Annotated in this window: 24 protein-coding genes and 1 tRNA gene; 10 read left to right on the top strand and 15 right to left on the bottom strand. The window is 72.6% G+C overall.

The window, feature by feature from the left end:
* The first annotated feature begins 1 nt into the window (after nt 1).
* From ACFYNS_RS16595 to pknB, 3 genes are all read left to right on the top strand, one after another.
* Entirely contained in the window at nt 2–1,426 is a 1,425-nt protein-coding gene (locus ACFYNS_RS16595; protein ID WP_074999279.1) for an FtsW/RodA/SpoVE family cell cycle protein, read from the top strand.
* The gene (locus ACFYNS_RS16590) at nt 1,423–2,907 is read left to right on the top strand and encodes a penicillin-binding protein 2 (protein WP_360295111.1); all 1,485 of its coding nucleotides are present in this window, start codon (nt 1,423–1,425) and stop codon (nt 2,905–2,907) included. The genes ACFYNS_RS16595 and ACFYNS_RS16590 overlap by 4 nt, the downstream gene beginning before the upstream one ends.
* A 179-nt stretch (nt 2,908–3,086) precedes the next feature.
* Nucleotides 3,087–5,045: a Stk1 family PASTA domain-containing Ser/Thr kinase gene (gene pknB, locus ACFYNS_RS16585; protein WP_360295108.1), complete on the top strand. Its 1,959-nt coding sequence runs from the start codon at nt 3,087–3,089 to the stop codon at nt 5,043–5,045.
* A gap of 244 nt (nt 5,046–5,289) precedes the next feature.
* On the opposite strand, the gene ACFYNS_RS16580 is transcribed toward pknB, so the two are convergent.
* The 6 genes from ACFYNS_RS16580 to ACFYNS_RS16555 all read right to left on the bottom strand — a co-directional run bounded on the left by ACFYNS_RS16580 (nt 5,290) and on the right by ACFYNS_RS16555 (nt 10,632).
* Nucleotides 5,290–5,949, bottom strand: coding sequence for a class E sortase (locus ACFYNS_RS16580; protein ID WP_360295150.1), 660 nt, complete (start codon nt 5,947–5,949; stop codon nt 5,290–5,292).
* Between the two features lie 386 nt (nt 5,950–6,335).
* Nucleotides 6,336–7,943, bottom strand: coding sequence for a class E sortase (locus ACFYNS_RS16575; RefSeq protein ID WP_388603442.1), 1,608 nt, complete (start codon nt 7,941–7,943; stop codon nt 6,336–6,338).
* Nucleotides 7,940–8,638 (bottom strand): aminodeoxychorismate/anthranilate synthase component II, encoded by a 699-nt coding sequence (locus ACFYNS_RS16570; RefSeq protein WP_388603440.1) that lies wholly within the window; start codon nt 8,636–8,638, stop codon nt 7,940–7,942. The genes ACFYNS_RS16575 and ACFYNS_RS16570 overlap by 4 nt, the downstream gene beginning before the upstream one ends.
* Nucleotides 8,635–8,844, bottom strand: coding sequence for a hypothetical protein (locus ACFYNS_RS16565; RefSeq protein ID WP_360295099.1), 210 nt, complete (start codon nt 8,842–8,844; stop codon nt 8,635–8,637). The genes ACFYNS_RS16570 and ACFYNS_RS16565 overlap by 4 nt, the downstream gene beginning before the upstream one ends.
* An 86-nt stretch (nt 8,845–8,930) precedes the next feature.
* Complete coding sequence (locus ACFYNS_RS16560) at nt 8,931–9,785, bottom strand: class E sortase (RefSeq protein ID WP_388603437.1); 855 nt, start codon at nt 9,783–9,785, stop codon at nt 8,931–8,933.
* A gap of 109 nt (nt 9,786–9,894) precedes the next feature.
* Nucleotides 9,895–10,632: a DUF881 domain-containing protein gene (locus ACFYNS_RS16555; protein ID WP_360295093.1), complete on the bottom strand. Its 738-nt coding sequence runs from the start codon at nt 10,630–10,632 to the stop codon at nt 9,895–9,897.
* A 102-nt stretch (nt 10,633–10,734) separates the two neighbouring features.
* Here ACFYNS_RS16555 and crgA point away from each other — a divergent pair, with 102 nt between their 5' ends.
* Nucleotides 10,735–10,995, top strand: a complete 261-nt coding sequence (gene crgA / locus ACFYNS_RS16550; protein ID WP_360295090.1) for a cell division protein CrgA — start codon at nt 10,735–10,737, stop codon at nt 10,993–10,995.
* A 589-nt stretch (nt 10,996–11,584) separates the two neighbouring features.
* Here the strand turns inward: crgA and ACFYNS_RS16545 are convergent.
* Complete coding sequence (locus tag ACFYNS_RS16545) at nt 11,585–12,478, bottom strand: rhomboid family intramembrane serine protease (RefSeq protein WP_388603502.1); 894 nt, start codon at nt 12,476–12,478, stop codon at nt 11,585–11,587.
* A 139-nt stretch (nt 12,479–12,617) separates the two neighbouring features.
* A complete protein-coding gene (locus ACFYNS_RS16540) occupies nt 12,618–13,145 on the bottom strand; it encodes a peptidylprolyl isomerase (RefSeq protein ID WP_360295084.1) in 528 nt (175 codons plus the stop codon).
* Between the two features lie 203 nt (nt 13,146–13,348).
* On the opposite strand from ACFYNS_RS16540, the gene ACFYNS_RS16535 reads away from it, so the two are divergent.
* Entirely contained in the window at nt 13,349–14,092 is a 744-nt protein-coding gene (locus ACFYNS_RS16535) for a DUF5324 family protein (protein WP_360295081.1), read from the top strand.
* A gap of 276 nt (nt 14,093–14,368) precedes the next feature.
* Here the strand turns inward: ACFYNS_RS16535 and ACFYNS_RS16530 are convergent, their stop codons facing one another.
* Nucleotides 14,369–15,001, bottom strand: a complete 633-nt coding sequence (locus ACFYNS_RS16530) for an STAS domain-containing protein (RefSeq protein ID WP_388603433.1) — start codon at nt 14,999–15,001, stop codon at nt 14,369–14,371.
* A gap of 215 nt (nt 15,002–15,216) precedes the next feature.
* Between ACFYNS_RS16530 and ACFYNS_RS16525 the strand changes: the two genes are divergently transcribed.
* Nucleotides 15,217–17,460 (top strand): regulator, encoded by a 2,244-nt coding sequence (locus ACFYNS_RS16525; RefSeq protein WP_388603430.1) that lies wholly within the window; start codon nt 15,217–15,219, stop codon nt 17,458–17,460.
* Between the two features lie 195 nt (nt 17,461–17,655).
* On the opposite strand, the gene ACFYNS_RS16520 is transcribed toward ACFYNS_RS16525, so the two are convergent.
* A complete protein-coding gene (locus tag ACFYNS_RS16520) occupies nt 17,656–19,197 on the bottom strand; it encodes an MFS transporter (RefSeq protein WP_388603427.1) in 1,542 nt (513 codons plus the stop codon).
* The gene (locus tag ACFYNS_RS16515; RefSeq protein ID WP_360301718.1) at nt 19,194–19,682 is read right to left on the bottom strand and encodes a carboxymuconolactone decarboxylase family protein; all 489 of its coding nucleotides are present in this window, start codon (nt 19,680–19,682) and stop codon (nt 19,194–19,196) included. The genes ACFYNS_RS16520 and ACFYNS_RS16515 overlap by 4 nt, the downstream gene beginning before the upstream one ends.
* A 46-nt stretch (nt 19,683–19,728) precedes the next feature.
* Between ACFYNS_RS16515 and ACFYNS_RS16510 the strand changes: the two genes are divergently transcribed.
* Entirely contained in the window at nt 19,729–21,294 is a 1,566-nt protein-coding gene (locus tag ACFYNS_RS16510) for a PLP-dependent aminotransferase family protein (protein ID WP_388603424.1), read from the top strand.
* A gap of 154 nt (nt 21,295–21,448) precedes the next feature.
* Here the strand turns inward: ACFYNS_RS16510 and ACFYNS_RS16505 are convergent.
* A tRNA-Ala gene (locus ACFYNS_RS16505) sits at nt 21,449–21,521 on the bottom strand.
* A gap of 130 nt (nt 21,522–21,651) precedes the next feature.
* Here ACFYNS_RS16505 and ACFYNS_RS16500 point away from each other — a divergent pair.
* Both ACFYNS_RS16500 and ACFYNS_RS16495 read left to right on the top strand, forming a co-directional pair.
* Nucleotides 21,652–22,203: a DNA-binding protein gene (locus tag ACFYNS_RS16500; RefSeq protein WP_360301724.1), complete on the top strand. Its 552-nt coding sequence runs from the start codon at nt 21,652–21,654 to the stop codon at nt 22,201–22,203.
* 73 nt (nt 22,204–22,276) lie between these two features.
* A complete protein-coding gene (locus ACFYNS_RS16495; protein WP_388603421.1) occupies nt 22,277–23,698 on the top strand; it encodes a serine/threonine-protein kinase in 1,422 nt (473 codons plus the stop codon).
* A gap of 36 nt (nt 23,699–23,734) precedes the next feature.
* Here the strand turns inward: ACFYNS_RS16495 and ACFYNS_RS16490 are convergent, their stop codons facing one another.
* Together ACFYNS_RS16490 and ACFYNS_RS16485 are read right to left on the bottom strand one after the other, a co-directional pair.
* Nucleotides 23,735–23,947 carry a DUF4287 domain-containing protein gene (locus ACFYNS_RS16490; RefSeq protein WP_360301730.1) on the bottom strand — a complete coding sequence of 71 codons (213 nt, stop codon included), beginning with the start codon at nt 23,945–23,947 and terminating at the stop codon, nt 23,735–23,737.
* Nucleotides 23,948–23,997: 50 nt separating this feature from the next.
* Nucleotides 23,998–24,564 (bottom strand): dihydrofolate reductase family protein, encoded by a 567-nt coding sequence (locus tag ACFYNS_RS16485; protein ID WP_388603418.1) that lies wholly within the window; start codon nt 24,562–24,564, stop codon nt 23,998–24,000.
* Between the two features lie 158 nt (nt 24,565–24,722).
* On the opposite strand from ACFYNS_RS16485, the gene ACFYNS_RS16480 reads away from it, so the two are divergent.
* Nucleotides 24,723–25,367 (top strand): TetR-like C-terminal domain-containing protein, encoded by a 645-nt coding sequence (locus tag ACFYNS_RS16480; protein ID WP_360301736.1) that lies wholly within the window; start codon nt 24,723–24,725, stop codon nt 25,365–25,367.
* Between the two features lie 54 nt (nt 25,368–25,421).
* Here ACFYNS_RS16480 and ACFYNS_RS16475 read toward each other — a convergent pair whose 3' ends face one another.
* Nucleotides 25,422–26,798 carry a hypothetical protein gene (locus ACFYNS_RS16475; RefSeq protein WP_388603415.1) on the bottom strand — a complete coding sequence of 459 codons (1,377 nt, stop codon included), beginning with the start codon at nt 26,796–26,798 and terminating at the stop codon, nt 25,422–25,424.
* Nucleotides 26,799–26,963 lie beyond the last annotated feature (165 nt).

The raw sequence follows: 26,963 nt of genomic DNA, 5'->3' as shown, positions 1-26,963 counted from the left end.
CATGAGCAACCTCACCAACACGGGCAGCAACACCACCGTGTCCTCGGGCGGACTGCCCAGCCGCCGCAACACCGAGCTGGCGATGCTCGTCTTCGCGGTGCTCGTCCCCGTCTTCGCGTACGCCAACGTCGGGCTGGCGATCAACGACGAACTGCCCTCCGGCATGCTCGGCTACGGCTTCGGGATGGTGCTGCTGGCGGGGGTCGGCCACCTGGTGGTGCGCCGGTACGCGCCCTACGCGGACCCGCTGCTGCTGCCACTGGCCACGCTGCTCAACGGGCTCGGGCTGGTGCTGATCTGGCGGCTGGACCAGTCCGAGCGGCTGCGCCAGCGCGCCGAGAGCCTCTTCGGCAGCTTCAGCCCGGACGCGCCCAAGCAGCTGATGTACTCCGCGATCGGGCTGGCGCTGTTCGTGGCGATCCTGCTGCTGCTGAAGGACCACCGTGTCCTGCAGCGCTACACCTACATCTCCATGGCCGTCGGCCTGGTGCTGCTGGTGCTTCCGGTGTTCTTCCCGCCGGTCAACGGCGCCCGGATCTGGGTGAAGCTGGGCTTCATCAACCTGCAGCCGGGTGAATTCGTGAAGATCATCATCGCGGTGTTCTTCGCGGGCTACCTGATGGTCAAACGGGACGCGCTGGCCCTCGCCTCCCGCCGCTTCATGGGGCTGTACCTGCCGCGCGGCCGGGACCTCGGCCCGATCCTCGTCATCTGGGCGCTGAGCCTGATGATCCTGGTCTTCGAGACCGACCTGGGCACCTCGCTGCTCTTCTTCGGCCTCTTCGTGATCATGCTGTACGTCGCCACCGAGCGCACCAGCTGGATCGTCTTCGGCCTGCTGCTGTCGGCCGGCGGCGCCACGGTCGTGGCCACGTTCGAGCCGCACGTGCAGGACCGCGTCCAGGCGTGGCTGCACCCCTTCGCCAAGGAGACCATCGAGAGCACCGGCAGCGACCAGATCGCCCAGTCGCTGTGGGCCTTCGGCTCGGGCGGGGTGCTGGGCACCGGCTGGGGCCAGGGCAACTCGGACCTGATCGGCTTCGCCGCCAACTCCGACTTCATCCTCGCCACGGTCGGCGAGGAACTCGGGCTGACCGGCATGATGGCGGTCCTGATCATCTACGGGCTGATCGTCGAGCGCGGCGTGCGCATCTCGCTCGCCGCCCGCGACCCGTTCGGCAAGCTGCTCGCCGTCGGCCTCTCCGGCGCCTTCGGGCTCCAGGTCTTCGTCGTCGCGGGCGGCGTGATGGGCCTGATCCCGCTGACCGGTATGACGATGCCGTTCCTGGCCTCCGGCGGCTCCTCGGTGCTCGCCAACTGGGCGCTGATCGGCATCCTGATCAGGATCAGCGACACCGCCCGGCGCCCGGCGCCCGCACCCGCACCGTCACCCGACGCCGAGATGACCCAGGTGGTCCGACCGTGAACAAGCCCCTGCGCCGCATCGCGATCTTCTGCGGTCTGCTGGTCCTGGCCCTGCTCGTACGGACCAACTGGCTGCAGTTCGTGCAGGCGGACGAACTCAAGACCGACCCGAAGAACCGGCGCGTGGACATCGCGCGCTACGCCCAGCCCCGCGGCAACATCATCGTGGACGGCAAAGCGGTCACCGGCTCGACGGTCGTCAACGGCACCGACTTCAAGTACAAGCGCACCTACAAGAACGGCAAGCTGTGGTCGCCGGTCACGGGGTACGCCTCCCAGCGGATCGGTGCCAACCAGCTGGAGAAGCTCTACGACTCGTTCCTGACGGGCGACGACGACAGGCTGTTCTTCAACCGCACCATCGACATGATCACCGGGAAGTCGCAGAAGGGCGGCAACGTCGTCACGACGCTGAACGCCAAGGCGCAGAAGGCGGCCTACGACGGGCTCGGCGACAAGAAGGGCGCCGTCGCGGCGATCAACCCGAAGACCGGCGCCATCCTCGCGCTGGCCAACAAGCCCTCCTACGACCCGTCCACCTTCGCGGGCGTCAGCGGCGAGGACGGGGAGAAGTTCAAGAAGCTGGACGACGACGAGGACCAGCCGATGCTCAACCGGGCGCTGCGGCAGACGTACCCGCCCGGCTCCACCTTCAAGGTCGTCACCGCGGCGGCGGGGCTGGAGAGCGGTGACTACGACATCGACTCCAAGACGGACTCCGAGGACCCCTACCGGCTGCCGAGCTCGTCCACCGACCTGGGCAACGAGGGCAACAACCCGGCGTGCAAGAACGCCTCGATCCGGGTCGCGCTCCAGTGGTCGTGCAACACCGTCTTCGCGAAGATGAGCGACCAGCTGGGCAACGACAAGATGATCGAGGAAGCCGAGAAGTTCGGCTTCGAGAAGGACGTCAAGGGCGGCACCCTGGACCCCGACCTGGACACTCCGGTGCGGCCCGCGAAGAGCATCTACCCCAAGGACAACCGTCCGCAGAACGCGATGGCGGGTATCGGCCAGGCATCCAACCGCGCCACCCCGCTGCAGATGGCCATGGTCGCCTCGGCCGTCGCCAACGACGGCAAGCTGATGAAGCCCTACATGGTCGATCAGCTCGTCGCGCCGAACCTCAACGTGGTCGAGCAGACCAAGCCGGAGGAGCTGAGCCGGCCGGTCTCGCCGGAGAACGCGCAGAAGCTCCAGTCGGCCATGGAGACGGTCGTGGAGAAGGGCACCGGAACCTCGGGCAAGATCCCAGGCGTCACGGTGGGCGGCAAGACCGGTACCGCGCAGCACGGCGAGAACAACAAGGACAACCCGTACGCGTGGTTCATCTCGTACGCGAAGACCAGTGACGGATCTCCCGTCGCGGTCGCCGTCGTGGTGGAGAGTTCCGACACACTCCGCAGCGACATCGCGGGCGGCAAGCTGGCGGCCCCGATCGCCAAGGGCGTGATGGAGGCCGTCCTCGACGGCAAGCACTGACACACGTCGGCAGCATCGGGTGAGGCCGGTCACCACGGCCGCACCGGGCGCGCACCCTGTGGCGGGTACCGTATGCCGAGCAGCACACCGCCGTGTCGCAAGCGTGGGGGTACCTCCCAGCCGGAGGCTGGGGGAGCACCACGCCCGGTGGCACGGAAGACCGGAGAGGGCTGGAGACTATGGAAGAGCCGCGTCGCCTAGGCGGCCGGTACGAGCTGGGCTCGGTGCTCGGCCGCGGAGGCATGGCCGAGGTCTACGTCGCCCAGGACACCCGGCTGGGCCGCACGGTCGCGGTCAAGACGCTCCGCGTCGACCTCGCCCGCGATCCGTCGTTCCAGGCCCGCTTCCGCCGCGAAGCCCAGTCGGCCGCCTCGCTCAACCACCCGGCGATCGTCGCGGTCTACGACACGGGCGAGGACTACGTCGACGGCGTCTCCATCCCGTACATCGTCATGGAGTACGTGGACGGCTCCACGCTGCGTGAACTGCTGCACTCCGGGCGCAAGCTGCTGCCCGAGCGGTCCATGGAGATGTGCGTGGGCATCCTCCAGGCCCTGGAGTACAGCCACCGCAACGGCATCGTCCACCGCGACATCAAGCCCGCCAACGTCATGCTGACCCGCACCGGCCAGGTGAAGGTCATGGACTTCGGCATCGCGCGCGCCATGGGCGACTCCGGCATGACCATGACGCAGACGGCCGCCGTGATCGGCACGGCGCAGTACCTCTCCCCCGAGCAGGCCAAGGGCGAGACCGTCGACTCCCGCTCCGACCTGTACTCCACCGGCTGCCTGCTGTACGAGCTGCTGACCGTCCGGCCGCCGTTCGTCGGCGACTCCCCGGTCGCCGTCGCCTACCAGCACGTCCGCGAGGAGCCGCAGCCGCCCAGCGCCTTCGACCCCGAGATCGCACCCGCCATGGACGCGATCGTGATGAAAGCGCTCGTCAAGGACCCGGACTACCGGTACCAGAGCGCCGATGAGATGCGCGCCGACATCGAGGCGTGCCTGGACGGCCAGCCCGTCGCCGCCGCGGCCATGGGCGCGGGCGGCTACCCCGAGGACCAGCCCACCGCGGCGCTGCGCGCCCAGGAGCCGCAGACCTCCATGCTGCCGCCGATGCGCTCGGACGACGGCGGCTTCTACGACGAGCAGCGCAGCCGCCGCAAGGGCAAGAACCCGCTCTCGACGATCCTGCTGGCGCTCGCCGTGATCCTGGTGCTGGTCGGCGCGATCTTCGTCGGCAAGGCGCTGCTCGACTCGCCGAGCAACGATGTCGACGTCCCCAACGTCACCGGGCTCTCCGCATCCGAGGCCGAGGAGCAGCTCGGCAACTCCGGGCTCAAGGCCACCAAGGGCGACAGCGTCTACTGCGACGAGAAGAAGGACACCGTCTGCAAGACGGACCCGGGCATCGGCGAGAGCGTCGAACCCGACAGCACCGTCAGCCTGATCATGTCCAAGGGACCGCGGGACGAGGCCCCCCGCAGCGTGCCCGACGTCACCGGCGACGTCTACGCGGACGCCAAGCAGAAGCTCAACGAGGCGGGCTTCAAGGTCGTCAAGAAGCAGCAGGAGTCCGAGGACCAGCAGGCCGGGACCGTGCTCAGCCAGGACCCCGGCGTCGGCCAGAAGGCCAAGAAGGGCTCCAAGGTCACGCTGACCGTGGCCACCGAGTCCCGGCCGACCGTGCCCAACGTCGTCGACAAACCCTTCGACCAGGCCAAGAGCCAGCTCGAAGCGCTCGGCTTCAAGGTCTCCAAGACCGAGCAGGAGAACGGGGACAAGCCGGCCGGCACCGTGCTCAAGCAGGACCCGGGCACCGGCAAGCAGCCGGAGGGCAGCACCATCACGCTGACCGTCGCCAAGGCCCCCGCCGACCAGCCCGCCACCGTGCCGGACGTCACCAACCAGAAGCTCAAGGACGCCAAGAAGGCGCTCCAGGAAGCCGGCTTCCAGATCGGCAACATCCAGGGCCCGCAGGACGGCAAGTCCATCGTCCTGACCACCAACCCGCCGCCCAACACCCAGGGCAAGAAGGGCGACAAGGTCAACATCGTGACGCGGCCCGGCGGTCCGGGCGACGGCAACGGCGGTGGCGACGACGGCTTCTTCGGCGGCGGATGGGGTTCCGACTGACCCGGTCCGCACCGGACCGGGCCGGCCGACAGCCCTCCGGGCTGCGCGGACCCGCTTCGACGGCGGGCGCGACCGCGAGCCGGTAGTACCGGCTCCGGACGGCGCCCGCCGTTCGCGCGCGTGGCGTGTGGCGTGTGGTGTCGCGGAGCCGAGCGCGTTTCACCGAGGGGCGCCTTCCGCAGGGGGTGTGCGGGCCTGCGGAAGGGGTGGGTCCCGCGGGTTCGCCAGGTGGGGTGAGCCCGGCTCAGCGGAGTTCGGCCGGGGGTGTGCGGTCCTCGTCGACGTCCTCGGTGCGCACGAGTTCGCCCCACACCACGTAGCGGTACTTGGACGTGTAGACGGGCGTGCAGGTGGTGAGGGTGATGTAGCGGCCGCGCTGCTTCTTGCCCGACTCCTTCGGGATCGGGTCCACCACGTCGACGTTGTACTTCGAGGTCTGCGGCAGCGTCGCGAACACCTTGTACACGAACCAGGTGTTCTTGGTCTCGAAGACGACCGCGTCGCCCTCTTCTATCTTGTCGATGTTGTGGAACTTGGCCCCGTGCCCGTCGCGGTGCGCGGCGAGCGCGAAGTTGCCCGACTGGTCCTGCGGCAGCCCGGACTTGACGGGCTTGGTGTAGTAACCCGCGATGCCCTGGTTCAGCTCCTTCGGGTCGGTGCCCTTCTTGACCAGGATGTCGTCCGAGGACATCGACGGCACGTGCAGGAAGCCGATGCCGTCCCGGGTGTCGAGAGCGCCGGGGCCGCGGTCGGCCGCCCAGTGCTCGCGCACCCGGTTGCTCTCCTTCGCGGCCTGCCGGTCGGCGAGCACGTTCGTCCACCACAGCGAGTAGACGACGAACAGCGCGAGCACCAGCCCGGCGGTGATGAGCAGTTCGCCGAACACCGCGACGGCCAGCGCCATCGCCCCGCGGCGCGGATTCGCCGCGGAATCGCTGGGCTCGGCGGAGCGCTCGGGCTCGGCGGAGTCGTCGGACTCCGCGGGCTCCGCACTCTCCGCGGGGGTGACCGGCTCCGCGGACTTCTCGGTCTCCGCGGAGTCACCAGGCTCCGCGGAGTCGTCGGCATCCGCGGGGATGTTGGACTCCGCGGATTTCCCGCCCCCCGCGGGCTCCGCACCCTCCGCGGAGGCGTTGTGCTCCGCGGGCTCCGTGCCTTCCGCGGCGGCGGTCTCGTCGGCCGGGTCCGGGGTTTCCGTCGTTCGGGCGGTGTCCCGCTTGCCCTTGCTCACCTGCTGCCGCCTCCGCCGCCGTCTCGCTGGTCACCACACCGGGCTCCGCCCGCCGGGTGTCAGTCGACGAGCGCGTCCGGCTTGCCCTTGCTGCGCGGACGTTCGTCCACCATTTTGCCCCAGACGATCAGACGGTACTTGGATGTGAATTCCGGTGTGCAGGTGGTGAGCGTGATGTAGCGACCGGGCTCCGAGAAACCCGACTTGGGCGGAACCGGGTCGATCACCCCCGTATCGGACGGGGAGGTGGACGGAAGCTGCCGCGTCACCTTGTACGTGTAGTACTTCGACCGGGTCTCGACCACGACCTCGTCGCCCGTCTGCAACTTGTTGATGTAGCGGAACGGTTCACCGTGGGTGTTGCGATGCCCCGCGAGGGCGAAGTTGCCCTTCTCATCCCAGGGCATGGCGGTCTTGAGGGGCTTCTTGTCGTAGTGGCCGACCATGCCCTTGTCCAGCACCTTCTCCTTGGAGACGCCCTGGGCGACGGGCCGGGTGATGTCGATCTTCGGGATATGGATGATCGCGAAGCCCTCACCGGGCTTGAAGGCACCGGCTTTGCGTTCGGGGTCGACACCGTCCTCGGGATCGCGCTCGTCCCACTGCTGCTGGAGCTTGTCGGTGGCACCGTTCGCCTGCTGGTCGGCACGGACGTTGGTCCACCACAGCTGGTAGGCGACGAACAGCAGCATCAGCACACCGCAGGTGATGAACACCTCGCCGATGGCCCGGCTGGCGATCATGCCGGGGCCCGGCCGCAGCGCGCGGGCGGCCTTGCGGGCCTCCAGCCGGGTCGGTCCCGGCGGGCGCTCCGTGCGCGACCGGGGAGGGAACTCCTCGGCGCGCGGACGACGCAGCCCCACGGTGCTGCGGTCGTCCTGGTCCTGCTGCCCTCCGCCCTCGTACCGGCCGCCCTGCTGTCGACCGTCTTGGCGCGGCGGGGCCTGCTGCCGCCGTGTCCGGCGCTCCCGAGCCCCCGGCTGCTCCGGCCCCGGCCCCTGAGGTACCTGCGCCTGGTGCCCCTGGACCGGTCCCGGCTCGGACTCGAACGGAGTGCTCCCCTGCGGTCCGCGGCCGCTCGGGCCGCTCTCCGGCCCCGCAGGCGGGACGGGCCCCCGGACGAACCGCGGCTCGGGCTCGGCCGTCGGCGTCTGCTGCCCCGCCGGCATCTGCCCCACAGGCGGCTGCGGCCGCTGCGGCGGGGACTGCGACCGCTGCGGGGACTGCGGCTGTGCGGACCCCGTGTACGGCTCGTACGGCGCTCCCGCGTACCAGGCGGCCTCCTGGCCCGCGTCGGCCGCGTACGGGCTTCCAGCCGCCGTCTGCGGCCCCGGCGGCCACTGCGCCTCCCCGTGACGTGCCCGCGGCCCGGGCGCCCCCTGGGGCCCGGACGGCGGCGGCTCCGGCCGCGCGTGCGGGTGACGCTCCGGCCCCGGCTGCGAGCGCTCCGGCCCCGGCTGCGAGCGGGGCGGCTCCGGCTGCGAGCGGGGCGGCTCCGACTGCGAGCGGGGCGGCTCCGGCTCGGGCGGACGCTGGCCCGGGAGCGGGTCGTTGAGCGGATCCGCGAGGGCGTCGACGGCCGCACGGTAGCGGTCGTACTCGGGGTCGTTCCCGGACCCGTACCGGTGACCGTCCGCCTCCTCGCCACCGCGATGGCCCGGCGTCACCCGGTGACCGTCCCCAGACCGGCGCCGCGCGGCACCTCCAGCCCCGCGGAGCGCTCCACGGCGCCGGTGTCACCGCAGCGCACCAGCCAGTTGGCCAGCATCCGGTGACCGCCGTCGGTGAGGACCGACTCGGGGTGGAACTGGACCCCCTCGACGGGCAGCTCCCGGTGGCGCAGCCCCATCACCAGACCGGCCCCGCCGGCGCCGCCCTCCCGAGCGGGGGCGGCGGCGTCCGCGCCGCCCGGCGCCGTCCAGGCCGTGACCTCCAGCGCGTCCGGGAGCGCGCCGCGGACGGCCAGCGAGTGGTAGCGCGTCGCGGTGAAGGGCGAGGGCAGTCCGGCGAACACGCCCGCGCCCTCGTGCGAGACGGCGGAGGTCTTCCCGTGCAGCAGCTCCGGGGCCCGGCCGACGACGCCGCCGTAGGCGACGGCCATCGACTGCATGCCCAGGCAGACCCCGAAGACGGGGATCCCGCGGGCCGCGCAGTGCCGCACCATACCGATGCAGACTCCGGCCTCCTCGGGCGCGCCCGGTCCGGGGGAGAGGAGTACGCCGTCGAAGCCCGCCTCGGCGTGCTCCGGCTCGACCTCGTCGTTGCGGACCACCTCGCAGGTGGCGCCGAGCTGGTAGAGGTACTGGACGAGGTTGAAGACGAAGCTGTCGTAGTTGTCCACGACCAGGATCCGGGCGCTCACGGCGTGCCTCCCACGACCGTGCCCGCGATCCCGGCGGCCCGGCCGGCGGCACCGTCCACGGTCACGTCGTTGAAGGGCAGCAGCGGCTCCGCCCACGGGAAGACGTACTGGAACAGCAGAAAGACGACCCCGGTCACCAGTACCGCCGAAATCAGTGCGCGTACATACACGTTGCCCGGCAGATGCCGCCAGATCCAGCCGTACATCCCGCGATGCCGTCCTCTCTCCTCCCGCGCCCGTCGGGCACGCATGCCGTTCGGCCCACCCAAGAGTACGGCGTCAGAGTACGGCCTCAGCGCGTGAGCGCGTCCGGCTTCCCCGCGCTCGCCGGCCGGGTGGCGTCCAGCCGCGCCCAGGCGATCAGCCGGTGGCTGCTGCCCCACTCCGGATCGCAGGTGGTGAGGGTGAGATAGCGGCCGGGGCGGTCGAAGGGGGCGGCCGCCGGATCGACGGGAGCGGGCACCGGGTCGAGCACTCCGGTGTCGCCGGGAAGCGTGCGGTAGGGGCGCCGGGTGAGCGTGTAGGTGTACCAGGTGTCGCCGTTCGTGACGAACACGTGGTCGCCGGGGCGCAGCTCGGGGAAGTCCTTGAACGGGTCACCGTAGGTGCGGCGGTGCCCGGCGACGGCGAAGTTGCCCCGCTCGCCGAGGTCCGCGGTGCGGGTGTAGTGGCCGAGCCCCTTGCGCAGCGTGCCCGGGCGGGTGTTCTCCAGGACGGGCCGGGACCAGTCGCGGCCGAACCGCGGGACGTACATCACGGCGAACCCCTCGCCATCCTCGTGACCGGCGTGCGCCGGGCCGCCGCCGCGGGTGCCCGCCGGACTCCCGCCCTCCTGCTGCCGCCGCTCGCCGACACCTCCGGAGGCCGGGTCCCGCGGGCTGCCTGACTCGGCACCGGGGCCGGGGCCGGGGCCGGGGCCGGGGCCGGGGCCGGGGGAGCCGCCGGGCGCGGGTTGGGCCGACCACTGCTTCCGGAGCCTGGCGATCTCGTCGTCCGCGGCCCGGTCGGCGCGCATCCCGGTCCAGTACAGGAGGTGGACGACGAAGAGCACGATCAGCACCCCGACGGTGATGCACAGCTCGCTCAGTCCGCGTACGGCCGCCCGTAACGCCGCTCCGTCCGTACCCGACGCCGCTCCGTCCCGCACCGCTGCCCCACTTCCCGTCCGCCGCGAACGTCAGGGCCGCGGACGGCTGCGCCGCGGACTTGTTCGGCGTGGACGTGCTCGACCCCGGACGGGCCCGGTGCGGGCACGCTCACCGCACGGGCTCGGCCTGCTGGAGATCCACTGTGCCGGAGTAGCCGGGAAGAGTCATCGCCTTGTGCTCCTCGACTTTCCAGCCGAGGCCGTAGGCGTCCACGTACTCGAGGTAGTTGCGGATCGCGGGAGCCTCGTCGAGCGCGGTGCGCAGCTTCTCCCGGTCCCCGACGGCGCTGACCTTGTAGGGCGGGGAGTAGACGCGGCCCTGCAGGATGAGGGTGTTGCCGACGCAGCGCACTGCGCTGGTGGAGATGAGCCGCTGGTCCATCACCTTGATGCCCTTGGCGCCGCCCTGCCACAGGGCGTTGACGACCGCCTGCAGGTCCTGCTGGTGGATGACCAGGTCGTTGGGTTCGGGGTCGGGGAGGCCGGGGACCTTGGCCGTGGCGTTGCTGGGGGCGTCGTCCAGGGTGACGGTCAGCCCCTGGCCGGACAGCTTCTTGAGTCCCGCGCGCTTCTCCAGGTCGTCGAGTCTGCGATCCTGGTCGCGGGTGCTGCCGTCGTCGCGGCGGGCGAGCTTGTCGACCTGGCGGCGGAGCCCGGCCGCCTGGCGGTCCAGCTCCGCGTTCTGCCTGCTGCGCTCCTGGATGAGGTCGGAGAGCCGCAGCATCGAACTGTCGCTGCGGATGTTCGTCCCTTGCGCCGTGTTGAAGCTGACCCAGAAGATGAGGCCCGCGAGGGCGAAGACACCTATGGCAGCCAGCCGTGCAGGCCGTATCAACGATCTGGTCACCGTACCCTTGTCTCCCTCCGCCCTGGGAAAGCACTACGCTAACGGACCACCGTCCCTATGGGCCGTACGGCGGTCAGCAGAGCATCGACAGGAGAGTCTCTCGTGCCGAAGTCACGTACCCGAAAGAAAGCGGACTTCACGCCCCCGCCGGAGAAGAAGGCCACCACCATCGACCTGCGTGGTGGCGGACGCCGCTGGGTGGCACCGCTGATGCTGGCGCTGTTCGGCATCGGCCTCGCCTGGATCGTGGTGTTCTACGTCACCAACAACTCGCTTCCGGTCGAGTCGCTGGGCAACTGGAACATCGTGGTGGGCTTCGGCTTCATCGCGACCGGCTTCGTCGTCTCCACCCAGTGGAAATAAGAGTTATCCACAGGCTGATCCACAGCCTTGGATAACTCACAAGATCTGTGGATAACTTTCTGGGTGTTGACGCCGATGTGACTGCACGGGCGGCAGGAAGAGCCCAGGTCGCCCCTGCAATAGCAAGGGATGCGCACACCTGAGCGAAGACGCCCCCGGGTGGACCACACCGTGCACAAGATTCCGCACCCGCTGTGGACAACCGGGGGTCGAGCCCACTTTCGAGCACCGTACGAAGGTCCCGGTCCCCGGTTGTCCACCGGAGGCCGGGACCGACCGGCGAACCGGCATCCGACCCCACCGGTGCCCCGCCGCCTCCGCCGTCCCCGCTCCCCCCGGCCGGACGGTCCGCCGGTGGCGCCCGGGAGTGACCGACCTCACGGGCGCGGCGAGCAGCACCCGCGGCACCCGCGGCACCCGCACGAAGAGCGCCCGGCGCCGCGTCCCGCTGCCTCGGCCCAGCCGGCCGGCCGGGCCACCAAGCATCGCCCGGCCCGGGCCGACCCGGGCCGGCTCAGGTCAGGTCAGGTCAGGTCAGGTCAGGTCAGGTCAGGTCAGGTCAGGTCAGGTCAGGTCAGGTCAGGTCAGGTCAGGTCAGCTGGAGTGTCCGCACCACCAGCAGCACCACGACCACCGCCAGCAGCAGCACGAAGGCGCCGGCCTGCACCAGGGTCCGCCGTTCACGCGGCGCGTGCACCATCGCGTAGGCCAGCAGCACCCCCGTGACCAGGCCGCCGACGTGCGCCTCCCAGGCGATGTTCTTCCAGGTGAAGGTGAAGACCAGGTTGATGGCCAGCAGGATCAGGATCGGCCGCATGTCGTAGCGCATCCGCCGCATCAGCACGGCCATCGCGCCGAACAGGCCGAAGATCGCGCCGGAGGCGCCCAGCGACGCCTGCTGCGGCACAGCCAGCAGAAAGGTGAGCGCTCCGCCGCCCAGTCCGGAGAGCAGATACAGCCCTGCGAAGCGCAACCGGCCCAGCGCCGCCTCCAGCGGCGGGCCCAGGAACCACAGGCCGAGCATGTTCATCGCGATGTGCCAGATCTCCTGGTGCAGGAACATCGAGGTCAGCAGCCGGTACCACTGCCCTTCCGCGACGCCCTCCACCGGGCCGTACGGCTCGGTGACCGCCCGCCCGAACAGCAGCAGTTCGTCCAGCAGCCGGTCGCCGCCCGCGAGCACCGCGATGAAGACGGCCACGTTGAGGCCCAGCAGCACCTTGGTGACCAGCCGGGGATCCCCCGTGACGCGCCCGCCCGCCACTGTCCTGGGCCGATCGGCACCCGGCCGGTGTCCGGTCCCGGATCCCGACCGGACGCACTCGGGGCACTGGAATCCGACGGAGGCCGCCACCATGCATTCCGGGCAGATGGGTCGCTCGCAGCGCGTGCACGAGATGCCCGTCTCCCGGTCGGGATGCCGGTAGCAGTACTTCGGCGCCGGCTGTGCGGCCCCACCCCCGGGTTGTCCGTCCTGCTCCACGCTCACCCCTCCAGTGTCCCGTACGCACCAGCCCCACCCGCCCTGACATACGGACGGGTGGGGCGTGTGGTTCCCGCTGCCGCCGGCGCCGCCGGCCCGCCTGCGGGTGCCGACTGCCGGCCGCTGTCGCCTGCCGCGGTTACTGCCGCTCGATGACGACGGACTCCAGCACGACGTCCTGCAGCGGACGGTCCGTGCGGGGGTTGGTCTGCGTACCGCTGATCTTGTCCACGACCTCCCGGCCGGCCTGGTCCGCGACCTCGCCGAAGATGGTGTGCTTGCCCGTCAGCCAGGTCGTGGCACCGACGGTGACGAAGAACTGCGAGCCGTTGGTGCCCGGGCCCGCGTTGGCCATGGCCAGCAGGTACGGCTTGGTGAAGGCGAGGTCGGGGTGGATCTCGTCGCCGAACTCGTATCCGGGGCCGCCGGTGCCGTTGCCCAGCGGGTCCCCGCCCTGGATCATGAAGCCGCTGATCACACGGTGGAACACGGTGCCGTCGTACAGCTTCGCTGTGGTCTTCTCACCCGTCTCCGGATGCGTCCATTCGCGGGAGCCCTCGGCGAGCTCGACGAAGTTCTTGACCGTCTTGGGCGCATGGTTCGGGAAGAGCTGAACGCGGATGTCGCCGTGGTTGGTCTTCAGGGTGGCGTGGAGTTGCTCGGCCACGGTCTACCTTCCATCTGCCTGCATTGTCTCGCCCCGATCCTCCCACGGACGCCGGGGAACGGTGGCTGACCCGGATGCCCGACCGAGGGAGCGGGTCGGCGCACAGGCAGGCATGATCTTCGAAACAGGTGGAAAACGACTTCCTGTCCTCCGTTGTCGGAGAGACTGCCACGTGAGTCATGAGCCACCGAGGAGGAGGAACCGTGACCGCCAAGAAGAGCGTGCGCGCTGCGACCGGCACGGCCAAGGAGAGCGTGCGCCACGCCGCGGAAGTGGTGAAGCCCCACGCGGGCCAAGCCAAGGACACCGCGGCGCGCTATGCCCATGAGGCGAGTGCGCGGCTCGGGCCGAAGGTCTCCAAGGCCGCCGAGCAGGCTCGCCACTCCGCCCGCGAAGGATACGAGCACTACGTCGGACCCCGGGTCGCACAGGCTCTGGACGCCCTCCCTCCCGAGGTCGACAGGACCGCGGGGCGCGCGGCCGAGCACACCAGGGAGGCGGCCCGCCGGGCGGCCGCCTACGCGGGGCCGCGCCTGGAGACGGCGATGACGGAGGCCCGCGCCGCCGCCGGGCCCGCCCGCGAGGAAGCGGCGCAGCGCGGGGCTGCCGCGGTGGCCGCGCTGCGCGGCCAGGTGACGGTCGAGGAGATCGAGAAGCTCACCCGTCGCCGCCACAGGCGCTCGCGTGCCGGCCGGTTCGTGCGGCGCGCCGGTCTGATCGGGCTGCTGGCGGGCGGCGCCTATGCCGCCTGGCGCTGGTGGGACCGGCAGGCGAACCCGGACTGGCTGGTGGAGCCGCCGGCCGCGACCGAGGTCGGCGACCGCAGCTCGCTCTCCCGCGTGAACGGCTCTCCCGCCGAGAGCAGCAGGAGCGACGGGAGCGAGCTGGACCCGGAGGTCCGGGCCAAGCAGGACGACGCGGAGTCCGAGGGCCGCGACAAGCAGTAGCCCGCCTCCGAGGGCCGGCGCCGCGACCGTCGGTGGCGCCGCCCCTCGGCTGCGCGGACCGTCGACGGCGCGGGCTGCCGACGGCGGGCTGCCGACGGCGCGGTACCCCGCCGACACGGCTCGCCGGGCGCGGGTCTCGCCGACACCGCTCGCCGACACCGCCCGTCGGCGCGCGGAGCGGCTGTGGCGCGGGCGCCTTGGCGGCGCGGCCCCCTTGCGGTGCAAACGTCGCCGCCGGGCACACGGGTACTCCGGTCGGGTGAGGGGCGGGGGGAGTCAGCTCTCCCGTCCTCCGCCCGCGTCCGCACCGTCCGCGCTGCCCGCACCGTCCGCGCTGCTCGGGCCGTCCGCGCGGCCCGCACCGTTCGCACCGTCCGCCCCGTCGTCGGCAGTGTTCGCTGTGTTCGCTGTGTTCGCGGCGTTCGCGGCGTTCCGGTCCGGCTGCTCCGGCAGCGCCTGCGGTGCCGGCACGGGGACCAGGACGTCCTCCAGGCCGGTGATCCGCAGCAGCCGCAGGACTCGCGGGTCGGCGCACACCAGGGTGAAGGCGCCGCCGCTGGCCAGCGCCCGGGCACGGATGTCCACGAGGAGGGCCAGTCCGCTGCAGTCGATGAAGGTGACCGCCCGCAGATCGGCGACGAGCTGCGGGGCGGGAGCGGCGGTGAGCGCGTAGAGCCGGGGCGTGGTGGCCAGCACCACGGCCAGGTCGATCTCCCCGTGCAGTTCCACCACGCTGCGGCCGCGCTCGTCGCGGGTCAGCACCGTGCCCGCCGGAGCCCCCTCGCCCTCGCCGGGGGTGTCGGCCCCGTACGCGCAGGGCTGTTCGGCGGTGGCCCAGGGCTGCTCTGGTGCGGTGGAGGACAGCCTGCTGCCGCTCGCGTCCGGGTGCGGTGCCATCGGTGCCCTCACGTATGACCTTGTGACCGTAGGAGTCCAGGAAATCGGCCCGTAAGCATAGGCAGGGCCCTTGGGGGTGGCGCTGCGCCACCCCTGCATCGTCACTCGAACGAGTGTAAAAACCCAATTCTGCTTGCGAGTTGACGCTTCACCCCCACGAGTCCTCCGCATCCGGGAGAATGTCCGAAGTGGCGGACTACCGGCCGGTCGGCAGGAAGACTGGCCCCGTGCAGCAGAACATCCCCGAGGAGACCACGTCCTTCGTCGGCAGGGCCGCCGAACTGGCGCGGCTGGCCGAAGCGCTCAGGGAGCAGCGACTGGTGACCCTCGTCGGCGGCGCCGGAGTGGGGAAGTCCCGGCTCGCCCTGCACGCGCTGGGCACCGCCCCTCCCGGAGCCGGGAGCATCTACTGGGCCGACCTGTGGCCGCTGCGGAGCGACGAACTCCTGGCCGCCACCGTGGCCGACGCGCTCGGCCTCTCCGACCACACTCCCCGGATGCCGCTGGACGCCCTGTGCGGCTGGGTGGCCGACCGCGCGGTGCTGCTCGTCCTCGACTCGTGCGAACACCTCGTCCCGTCCTGCCGCCATCTGGTCGGCGAACTGCTGACCGCCTGCCCGCATCTGACCGTGCTGACCACCAGCAGGGAGCCGCTGGGCGCCATCCGGGAGGCCGTGCTGCCCGTACCGCCGCTGGCGCCCGGTACCGAGGCCGTCGCCCTCTTCCGACAGCGCGCCGAGGCGGTCGGCAGACCGCTGCGCGAGGTCTCCGAGCAACGGCTGGCCGCGGGGCTGTGCGCCCGGCTGGACGGCGTGCCGCTCGCCCTGGAACTGGCGGCGGCACAGTTGCGCCACCACACGCTGGCCGAGACCTCGGACCGGATCCGCTCCGGGCTGGATCTGCTCGACCCTCCCGGCCGCTCCGGGCCGAGAGGGTCCGGACCCGGACCGTCCGACTCGGGGCGCTCCGACTCCGGGCCGCCGAGCGCCGGTTCCGGGCCATGGAGCGGCAGCACGCCGGGCGGCAGCACGCCGGGCGGAAGCACGCCGGGCGGCAGCACGCCGGGCGGAAGCACGCCGGGCGGCGCCGCTGCCGGACGGTCCGGGCCCGGGTCGTCCGGCCCCGGCGAGGAACTCCGGCGCCCCGCACGGCACAGCGCCGTGCGGACGGCCGTGGGGTGGAGCCACGAGCTGTGCCGCCCCACCGAGCGCCTGCTGTGGGCCCGGCTGACCGTCTTCCCCGCAGGGTTCGACGGCGGACTCGCCGAACAGGTCTGCAACGGTGGCCCCTTGACCCCCGAGGAGCTGCGCTCCTGCCTGGCCGGCCTGGTGAACAAGTCGGTCGTCACCGTCGAGGGGGGCCGCTACCGGCTGCTGGACAGCATCCGCGAATACGGCCGGATGTGGCTGCGGGAACTGGGCGAGACCGAGCAGCTGGCCGCCCGGCACGCCGCCGCGATCGTGGAGCTGTCGCGGCAGGCCCGCACCGAATGGCCCGGGGCGCGCCAGCAGGCCTGGTACGAGCGGGTCGAGGAGCTGTACCACGACGTGCGCGAAGCGCTGCGGTTCCTGCTGGGCTCCGACCCGGCCGGAGCCTTGGAGCTGGCCGGGAACGTGGCCTTCTTCTGGGTGTGCTGCGGCCACCTCTACGAGACCCACCACTACCTGGAGCTGGCACTGGCCTGCACCGAGGGGTCGAGCGAGGCCCGGACCCGCGGCCTGTGGTCGCTGGGCCTGGCGCGCGTGCTCCACGGAGACCACGAGTCGGGCCGCTCCTTCGCCGAGCTGACCCGGCAGGAGGCCGCCCTCGCGCGGAACGACGAAGGGCTGCGCGGGGCCGCCTATCTGGAGGCGCTCGCCGCACTGCTGGCCGGACGCCCGCTGGCGGCTCTGGCGACGGCCGACGCGGCGCTGCGCGACACCGGCCGGGCGCCGGGGCCCGCCTTCGGCAGCACCCTGTGCCGGCTGGCCCGGCTGTTCGCGCTCACCGGTGCCGGACGGCTCAAGGAGGCCCGCCGCGAAGCCGAGGCCCTGCGCCGGGAGTGTGTACGGCTCGGGGAGTACTGGACCCGCTCCTACACCGACTACCAGTTGGCGCTGATCGCACTCTTCGAGGACCGGCCGGGCCCGGCGGGCGCCCACGCGCGGGACATGCTCGATGCGAAGCGCCGCATCGGGGACCGCTTCGGCATCGCCCTCGGGCTGGAGTTGCTGGCCGCCGCCCAGGCGCGGGAGGGCGAGCCGGAGCGGGCCGCGCTCGCCTACGGGGCCGCCGCGCAGCACTGGGAGATCGTGGGCCACCCGCAGCGCGGCACCCCCGAGGTGGCCCCGCTGCGGGACGAGGGGCAGGCCGCGGCCCGGGCCCGGCTCGGCGACGCGGAGTACGAAGCACTCTTCCGCGAGGCCCTGCACGCCGACCGCGACGAGGTACTGGCCCGGGCAACCCGCGCCGCTCGGGAGAACCGCCGGTGAGGGACGGTGCGCGGCGCGGGACGGGACGGCGGTGGCGGCCCTCGCTGCCGGGGGCCGCCACCCTCGCGCGACCGGCGACCACACGACCGGCGACCGCATGACCGGCGACCGCACGACCGGCCACCGCCGAGCGGCCGACCGGGTCCGTACGACCGGCAGGGCCGTCCGCGGCGAAGAAGGCCGGGTGGGTCCGGCTCACCCGCCCGCCGGTTCCACCTGGGACGGCTCCGCGTGGGCGGGCCCCGCGGCGCCCGCGGATCCCGCGCCACCGGCCGCCGTACCCGCCGCACTCTCCGCGGGCCCGGCACGCACCGCGGCCTCCGCACCCTCCGCACCGGCCGTGGCAGAAGCCGCCGCGTCGGACGCGCGGGGACGGCGGAAGCGCAGGGCGATCAGGGCGGTGACGGCTGCACCCAGCGCGGCCAGCAGGACGGCCTGGCGCAGGCCCTCGACCCGGGACACTCCCGAGCCCGCGGCCACCGCGACCAGCAGGGCCAGCCCGACGGCGGCGCCCACCTGCTGGGTGGTGGACGCCATCCCGGAGGCGACGCCCACGTTCCGCCCGTCCACCCCGGCGGCAGCGGCGCCGAACATCAGGGTGTAGCTCGCGCCCTGCCCGAGGCCCAGTACCACCAGGCCGGGCACCGTCGCCGCGTACGAGGCGTCCTCCGCCATGGTCAGCCCGACCGCCGCCGCCCCTGCGGCGGCCACCGCGAGCCCTGCCACCATCACGGCCCGCATCCCGAACCGGGTGGCGATCCGCCCGGCCAGCAGCGACCCGGCCGCGACGGCCACCATCGGCACGAGATAGGCCAGCGCCGTCCTCAGCGGGCCGTAGCCGTGCACCTCCTGGAAGTAGACGGTGAGGAAGTAGACGAGGCTGCCGATCGTCCCCATGAAGAGGAAGGTGACGGCCACACCGGTGCTCAGGTCGCGGTCGCGCAGCAGGTGCAGCGGCATCAGCGGGGCGCGGCCGCGCCACTGCAGGAGGAGGAACCCGGCGAGCAGGGCTGCGCCGAGGGCGGCGGCGGCCGGCACCGGCGGCGCGGACCAGCCCGATTCCGGGCCCTGCACCAGGGCGAGTACCACCGCGGTGACGCCGAGGGTCGAGGTGAGGGCACCGGGCACATCGAGCCGGCCGCCGCGCGCGGCACCCGCCGGGTCCGGCGCGATGAGCCGGTACGCGGCGACCAGCGCCGCCGCGGCGAGCGGGACGTTGACGTAGAACACCGCCCGCCAGCCGAGCACCTCGGTGAGCAGTCCGCCCAGCAGGGCGCCCACGATCAGGCCGCTTCCGCCCGCCGCTCCCCATACCGAGAACGCCCGGTTGCGTTCCCTGCCCTCGGCGAAGAGCGTGCCGACCAGGGTGAGGGTCGCGGGGAAGAGGAACGCGCCCCCTACCCCCTGTCCCGCGCGGGCCGCGAGCAGCAGGCCCGGGCCGCCCGCCAGCCCCCCGGCCAGGGACGCGGCAGCGTAGAGCAGGAGGCCGAGGACGAACATCCGCCGGGGGCCGAACAGGTCGCAGGCCCGGCCGCCGAGCAGCAGGAACCCGCCGAAGGCGACGGCGTAGGCGCTCACCACCCACTGCAGGCCGCCCGGCGTGAACCCCAGACCGCTGCCGATCCGCGGCAGGGCCATGTACACGATGTTGTAGTCCAGGGCGATGATGAGCTGGGCGAGGGCCAGCAGGGCCAGGATGCGGCCCTGCCGGCCCGCCCGCGCCGCGGCAGGGCTCATCGGCGCGCCGCCCGCTCGTCCGTGCCGGCGACCTTGGCGGTGGCCAGCGCGACCCGGTTCCAGGTGTTGATGGCGAAGGTGAGCGCCAGCAGCGCGGCCAGTTCCGACTCGTCGAAGTGGCGGGCCGCCCCGTCGTAGGCCGCGTCCGGCACCCCGGCGTCGGAGACCCGGGTGACCGCTTCGGTGAGGGCCAGGGCCGCCTGCTCCCGCGCGGAGAAGAAGTGCGCGGCCTCCCGCCACACGGCGACCATGTGCAGCCGCTCCTCGCTCTCGCCCGCCTTGCGGGCGTCCGAGGTGTGCATGTGGAGGCAGTACGCGCAGCCGTTGAGCTGCGAGGCGCGGATCTGGACCAGTTCGACCAGCGCCGGGTCGAGGTGCTCACGTGCGGCGGCGTCGAGGCCGATCAGAGCCTTGAACGCCTTCGGGGCGGTCTTGGCGAAGTTCAGTCGCGGGGTGGCGGGTGGGGTGTTCTCGTTCGTTGTCATGCCTCGAACCTAGAAGTCCGAATGACCGGCTGTAGGGTGCAATGCCATGGGAGAAACATGGGTCAATTCCCCCGACCCGGGCGCGGCCCCGGACCCGGGCGCGGCCCCGGAGCCGGGCCCGGAGCCGACGGCGTCCGCGGCGGCAGAGGTGCTCGGTCAGGACCTGCATGTGGAACTGGCCGCCGCGGGCGGGCGCCGTACCGTGCTCATGGACGCCCTGCGGGAGGCGGTACGGTCCGGCAGGCTCGCCCCCGGGACCCGCCTGCCGCCCTACCGCTCCCTCGCCGCCGACCTCGGCATCGCACGCAACACCGTGGCCGAGGCATACGGCGAACTGGTCGCCGAGGGCTGGCTCACCGCCCGGCAGGGTTCCGGCACCCGCGTCGCCCGCCGGGCGGAGCCACTCGCGCCCCAGCGGTCCCGACGGCAGCCGCCGGGACCGGCGCAACCCGCCCGCCCCACCCACAACCTCCGGCAGGGCCAGCCGGAGGACGCCTCCTTCCCGCGCGGCTCCTGGATGGCCTCAGCACGGCGGGCGGTGAGCGCCGCACCCAACGAGGCGTTCGGGCCGGGCGACCCGCAGGGCCGCATCGAGTTGCGCCGCGCCCTGACCGACTACCTGGCCCGCGCTCGCGGCGTGCGCACGAGCCCCGAACGCATCGTCATCTGCGCCGGGTTCGCTCACGCGCTGCGGCTGCTCGTCGGTGCGGTGCTGCCGGGCCCGATCGCCGTCGAGTCCTACGGGCTGCCCTTCCACCGCGCGCTGCTGGCCGCCGCACCGGTGACCACGACACCGCTGTCACTCGACGAAAGCGGCGCCCGCGTCGCGGAGTTGGCCGCTCTTACGCAGGTGCGGACCGCGCTGCTCACCCCGGCCCACCAGTTCCCCACCGGGGGGCCGCTGGAGCCGGAGCGGCGCACGGCGATCGTCGACTGGGCCCGCGCCGTCGGCGGGCTCCTCCTGGAGGACGACTACGACGGGGAGTTCCGCTACGACCGCCGCCCGGTGGGCGCCGTGCAGGGGCTCGACCCCGACCGGGTGCTCTACCTCGGCTCGGCCAGCAAAAGCCTGTCCCCCGCCGTACGGCTGGGCTGGATGGTGCTGCCCGACCACCTCGTCGACGACGTGCTCGCCGTCAAGGGCGAACGGGAGGGCTGGACCGGCGTCCTCGACCAACTGACCCTGGCCGACCTGATCACCTCCGGGGGCTACGACCGCCATATCCGCCGCATGCGCCAGCGCTACCGGCGCCGCCGCGACCAGCTCCTCACCGCACTGGAGCGGCACGCCCCGCACGTCCACGCGACCGGCATCTCGGCGGGCCTGCACGCCGTGCTGCGGCTGCCCCCGGGCACGGAGCGCTCGGCGGTCAAGGCGGCCACCTGGCAGGGCGTCGCACTGGACGGGCTGGCCTCCTTCCGCCACCCGGCGGCGACCATGCCCGCACCGGACGGTCTGGTCGTCGGCTACGCCACCCCCTCCGACCACGCCTGGACCCCGGCCCTCGACGCCCTCGTCCGCGCCCTGCCGCCGCCGCTCGACGAGCCGTCCGGCCCGCAGACCGCGGCCACCGACGCAGACGCAGACACCGAGCCGGACGCTCACAGGTGACCGATCACGGGTGACGTCGCACACCGCGGCCCGCACCGGAGGCCGGAGACCGGTCTCAGTCGGCGGTGCCCGGGCCCGGAGGGTCCGCGGTTGGCCGCGGGCACGAAAAATGCCCTCCGACCTGCATTTCCGCAGGACAGAGGGCATTTCCGGGTGGAGCCAAGGGGAGTCGAACCCCTGACATCTGCCATGCAAAGACAGCGCTCTACCAACTGAGCTATGGCCCCGTCGCGCACCAGGGTACCGGCTCCCGGGGACGAATTCCGACCGGGTATCGCCCCGCCCCCGCCGCCGTCCGTAGGATGCACGGCAAGTTCGCGCGAGCGAAGCACCGCAGGGCAGCCCAGGGGAGACGCCATGGACGCAGCAGCACAGGACCCGACGGCGAAGGCGCGCGAGCTCCAGAGTCAGTGGTACGGCGAGCCGTTGGGAACCCTCTTCCGCCGGCTGATCGAGGACCTGGGGCTCAACCAGGCCCGCCTCGCCACGGTGCTCGGACTGTCCGCACCTATGCTTTCGCAGCTCATGAGCGGGCAGCGGGCAAAGATCGGGAACCCGGCCGTCGTCCAGCGCGTCCAGGCCCTTCAGGAGCTGGCCGCCGAGGTGGCGCGCGGTGACATCAGCGCCGCTGACGCGACCAACCGGATGGACGAGATCCGCCGGACCGCGGGTGGCAGTGTGCTCAACAACGCCACGCAGACCGCCTCCTCCGGCGCCTCCCAGACCCCGGTCAAGCGGGTCGTACGGGAGATCCAGGCCCTGCTGCGGTCGGTGTCGGACGCCGCCGACATCATCGAGGCGTCCAACGCGCTCGCCCCCTCCCATCCGGAACTGGCAGAGTTCCTCCGGGTCTACGGCGCGGGCCGTACCTCCGACGCGGTCAAGCACTACGAGTCGCACCAGAGCTGATCACCACGAGCCGCACCGCGGTTCGCTGCGGTACAGCGGGAGAGCGCAGAAGCAAGGGGCGGGCGCGAGCACCATGGGTGAGATCTTCGCCGGCAGGTACGAGCTGGTCGATCCGATCGGACGCGGCGGCGCCGGGATGGTCTGGCGCGCCTGGGACCATCGGCGCAGGCGGTACGTGGCCGCCAAGGTGCTGCAGCAGTCCGACGCCCACACCCTGCTGCGCTTCGTCCGCGAGCAGTCCCTGCGCATCGACCACCCGCACGTGCTGGCCCCGGCGAGCTGGGCGGCCGACGACGAGCAGGTCCTGTTCACGATGGACCTGGTCAGGGGCGGATCGCTGGCCCATCTCGTCGGCGACTACGGCGCACTGCCGCCCACGTTCGTGTGCGCCCTGCTCGATCAGCTCCTCTCCGGCCTGGCCGCCGTGCACGCCGAGGACGTGGTGCACCGGGACATCAAACCGGCGAACATCCTGCTGGACTGCACCGGCACGGGCCGTCCGCACCTGCGGCTGTCCGACTTCGGCATCTCCATGCGCAAGGGCGAGCCGCGTCTGACCGAGACCAACTACGTCGTCGGTACGCCGGGCTACTTCGCGCCCGAGCAGATGCTGGAGGCGGAGGCGGACTTCGCCTCGGATCTGTACGCGGTGGGGCTGGTGGGGCTCTATCTGCTCACCGGCCGGAAGCCCGACGCACAGGCGCTGTTCGAGGAGTACGAGCACGGGATGCCCGCGGCGCCCGAGGGGGTGGCCGAGCCGCTGTGGCAGGTGCTGGGACAGTTGCTGCAGCCCGATCCCGCCGTACGCTTCCGCACCGCGACAGGCGCCCGCAAGGCCCTGGCCGCGGCCGCCGAGCTGCTGGACCGGGACGCGACGGTGGAGCAGGAGGCCGTCGAGGTCTTCGACCACATCGGCCCGCTGCCGGAAGGGTTCGGCCCCGACGGTCCGCTGCGTCCGACCCCACCGGACGCGGACACGGCCGCCGGTGGCGCCACCGGGAGCGAGGCGGGGACGGTGGCCGGGAGCGGCACCGGGGCCGACGACGTGGCGGTGGCCGGAAGCGCCACCGTCGGGACGGGGGGCGAGGAGACCGACGCCGGTACGGCCGGTGCAGGCGCCCCGACGCCGGGGGCCGCGCCCGCTCCGCGGCCGTCCGACACGGGGAGCTTCCCGCTGCAGCCGCCCGCGCCGGCCCCCGCCGCGACGGCCACCGCCGCGCAGCCGGTGCCGCAGCAGCCGGGTACGCCACCGGCGGCGTCCGCGCCCCCCGGTCCGTACCCCGCGGCGGACCAGGGCACCCGCGCCTACCCCCCGGCGTACGGGTACCCGGCGGGGCCACCGGGCCCGGTGGCGCCCGCCGCGACGGCGCCGCCCGTGCACGTGCCGGCCCCCGCACGGAGGCCCGGCCCGCCGCTCAAGGTCGCGGTGCCGATGCTGCTCGTCGCGCTCCTCTGCCTGGCCACAGGCGTCTGGGCGCTCTCGACAGCGGCGTAGCCCGCGGCCGTCTCCCCGGGCTCTCCGGGGGGAGGTTCACTTGCCGCTCGCCTCGGCGAGGGTGTGGGCGACCAGTGCGTTGGCGTGGCCGTGGCCCAGGCCGTGTTCGGTCTTGAGCCAGGTGACGAGTTCCATGTGCTTGGTCAGCGGCGAGGTACGGATGAGGTCCTTCCATTCGGCGATCGGCCGGCCGTACTTCTGCTCGATGGCGGGGAAGTAGCTCGCGGGGCCCTTCGCGGGTGTGGTCACGGCGATTCCGTTCTGTGTGGTGGCGGTGCCAGGTCTGTGTGGTGGCGGTGTCAGGCGGACTGGGAGGTGCGTTCGTGGCGCAGCAGGACCACTTGGGAGTCGAAGGTCCTGGTCTCGGCCAGGGTCAGGTCGGTGCGCCGCTGGGGGGTGAAGACGGGCTTGCCGCCGCCGAGCAGCACGGGGTGGACGAAGATCTGGTACTCGTCGATCAGCTGGTGTTCGGTGAGGAAGCCGGCCAGCGCGGAGCCGCCGAACAGCAGCAGGTGCGCCCCGCTGTCCTTGAGGGCGGTCAGCTGCTCGACGACGTCGGTGTTGATGACGCGGGTGTTCCAGTCGGCCTCGGTCAGCGTCGAGGAGACGACCACCTTGGGCGCCTCGCGCCAGACGGGCGCGAAAGCGAGGTCGTGCTCATGGGTGGAGAACTCCTCGGCGCGGGGCCAGTAGCCGGACATCATGTCCCACACCACGCGGCCGTACAGGAAGATGTCGGCACTGTCGGTGAGGGCCTGCGAGTAGGCGGACAGTTCGCCGTCCATGCGGGGCCAGTCGAACTCTCCGTTCGGGCCCTCGATGAAGCCGTCCAGTGACTGGTGCACGAAGTGCGTGAGCTTTCCCATGAGTGCCGGGTCCCCCTTGGTGCCAGGTGTCCGGACGGCCGTCGACCGCCCTTGTGTACGATGTCCACATTCACAGGGTGTGGTGACCCGCACCCCCGGATGATGAACGAGAGCGTAGACGACACAAGTGGATGCTGTCCACATTGGAGGTGGCGGCCATGGCGGCAACCAGGAATGAAAAGCCCAAACGGGACACCTATCGCCATGGCAACCTGCGCAACGCCCTGCTCGAGGCCGCCCTCGAACTCGCCCGCCAAGGCGGCCCGGCGGCCGTCGTGCTGCGCGCCGCCACCCGGCAGGCCGGGGTCGTCCCCAACGCCGCCTACCGCCACTTCGCCGACCGTGACGCTCTGCTGCACGCCGCCTCCCAGGCGGCCATGGCCCGGGCCGCCCGCACCATGGAGGCCGAACAGTCCGCCGTGCCGCCGACCGGGGACCCGGCGGCCGTCGCCCGGGCCCGCTTCCGTGCCGTCGGCACCGGATACCTCCGCTTCGCCCAGGAAGAACCCGGCCTGTTCCGCACGGCCTTCCACGTCCCCGGCGACATGACCCACGCCGCGGCCGACACCGCCGCGGGCGCCACCGGCAAGACCCCCTTCGAGCTGCTCGGCGAGGCCCTCGACGGTCTCGTGGACGCCGGGCTCCTGGCCGAGGACCGGCGCCCCGGCGCCGAGTTCCTCGCCTGGTCCGCGGTCCACGGACTCGCCGTCCTCCTCATCGACGGCCCGCTGCGCGACCTGCACCCCACCCAGGTCCAGGACGCGGGCCGGGACGTCCTCGACATGGTCGAACGCGGCATCTGACGCCACCGGGCACGGCGCGGAAACCCCCGCCGTCCTCGACCCGTCGGACGGGCTCTAGCCCTGCGGAGGGCCGCCCTGCGGAGTTCCATAGGGCGAGTGGTGCGGGAGCCGGCCGTCCGGCGGGACCGGAGCAGAGGGGTCCGGCGCCGGGTACCCGGCCGTGCGGGCCCGGCGACGGGCCAGCAGCAGCCAGAGGGCGAGGACGAGGAGGAGCGCCGCGCCCGCACCGACACCGGCCCAGCCCACCGTGCGCAGGATTGCGCTGTGCTCGGCCTGGGCCTCGGTCAGCCCCTTCTCGGCCATCTCCCGGTCCCGGCCGGAGACCCCGAACCCGGCAGCGGCGGCGTCCCCGTCGTACTCCGGTCCCTGCTGTGCCCGGCCTCGGACGTCGATCCGCAGGGTGACCGGGGTGCCGTCCGGAAACGGCGTGGCCATGTCCGGGCCGACGGTGACGGCCACGTAGTACCAGCCCGCGAAGCGGGTCCCGGAGGCGGCATCGAGGAAGCGGTTCTCGTAGCGGACCGGGTTGCTGTAGCGGTCGAACTTGGCTCCGTCGCCGTCGTATCCCTGGAAGTCCTCGTCGTAGAGCGGGGTGCGCGCCGGGTTGTAGACGTTCATCCGGAAGCCGTGCGGCACATACCGGCTCCCGGTCCCGGACCGCCGCGCGGAGTTGGGCAGCTCCGTACGCGCGTACAGCCGCTGCCCCCAGTCGACGGGCACCCGGAACCAGCGGGTCTCCCCGGCGCGGACGCGGTCCTTCCACACCCCGTCCCCGAGCGCGCGGGCGTCGTTGAAGCCGGTACCGCCGGTGCGGGTCTCCGCCGGACCCGGGGGCGGCGCGGGGCGGGTGTTGTGCGCGTCGGTCTCCTCCTCGGCGCCGGGCCGGGGTGCCGGGATGCCGCCCTTGAGGCCGGGCTCCGCCATGACCGACAGCTCCAGCGGCCAGGAGCCCGGGGCGGAGTCGTCGCCCTCCTCGCGGACGACATGGACCAGATAGGGCCCCGCGGTGCGGCAGGCCTCGTCCCCGGGGTCGCCCATCAGCCGGGAGGCGGTGGCGGCCAGCGGGAAGGCGGTGTCGCCGCTCCCGGCGGCCGAGCCCTCGGAGCAGGAGTCCCCGTCGGTGTTCTGCAGCGTCACCTTGAGGCCGTCCTGGAAGGTGACCCTGGACCCCGGCTGCGGAATCGCGGTCGCGGTCACATGGACGTCCGCCTTCGCGTCCAGGTCGAGCGCGTAGTACTTCTCCTGGCCCGGCCGGATCCGGTCGGTGAACAGGCCGGACGCCACCTCGGGCGCGTCGGCGCTGCTCGCGGCGCCGGTGATCTGCTGTGCGTCGGCGGCCGGTTCGTAGCCGCGCGGGGTGCCCGCCGCCCACGCCCGCGGTGCGGTCTGGCCGCCCAGGACCCCGGCCGCCAGGCAGAGCAGGGCGGTCAACGCGGCGGCGCGGGCCGCCTGTCGCCGCCCGTGCCCGGGTTCCCGGCCGTGGGCGTGGCCGCGTTCGTGCCCGCGGGCGTGCTCGTGCCGACTCCGGTGCCGGTCGGTGGGTCCCCTTCCGTGCCGGTGTGGCTCCCTGTGGCCGTCACTGCGGCCGGGGACGTA

Origin of the sequence: Streptomyces sp. NPDC006925 (assembly GCF_042869575.1) — a bacterium.
GTDB lineage: Bacteria > Actinomycetota > Actinomycetes > Streptomycetales > Streptomycetaceae > Streptomyces.
The sequence above is the reverse complement of the archived record's forward strand: the minus strand, read 5'-3'. Positions and strand labels throughout refer to the sequence as shown.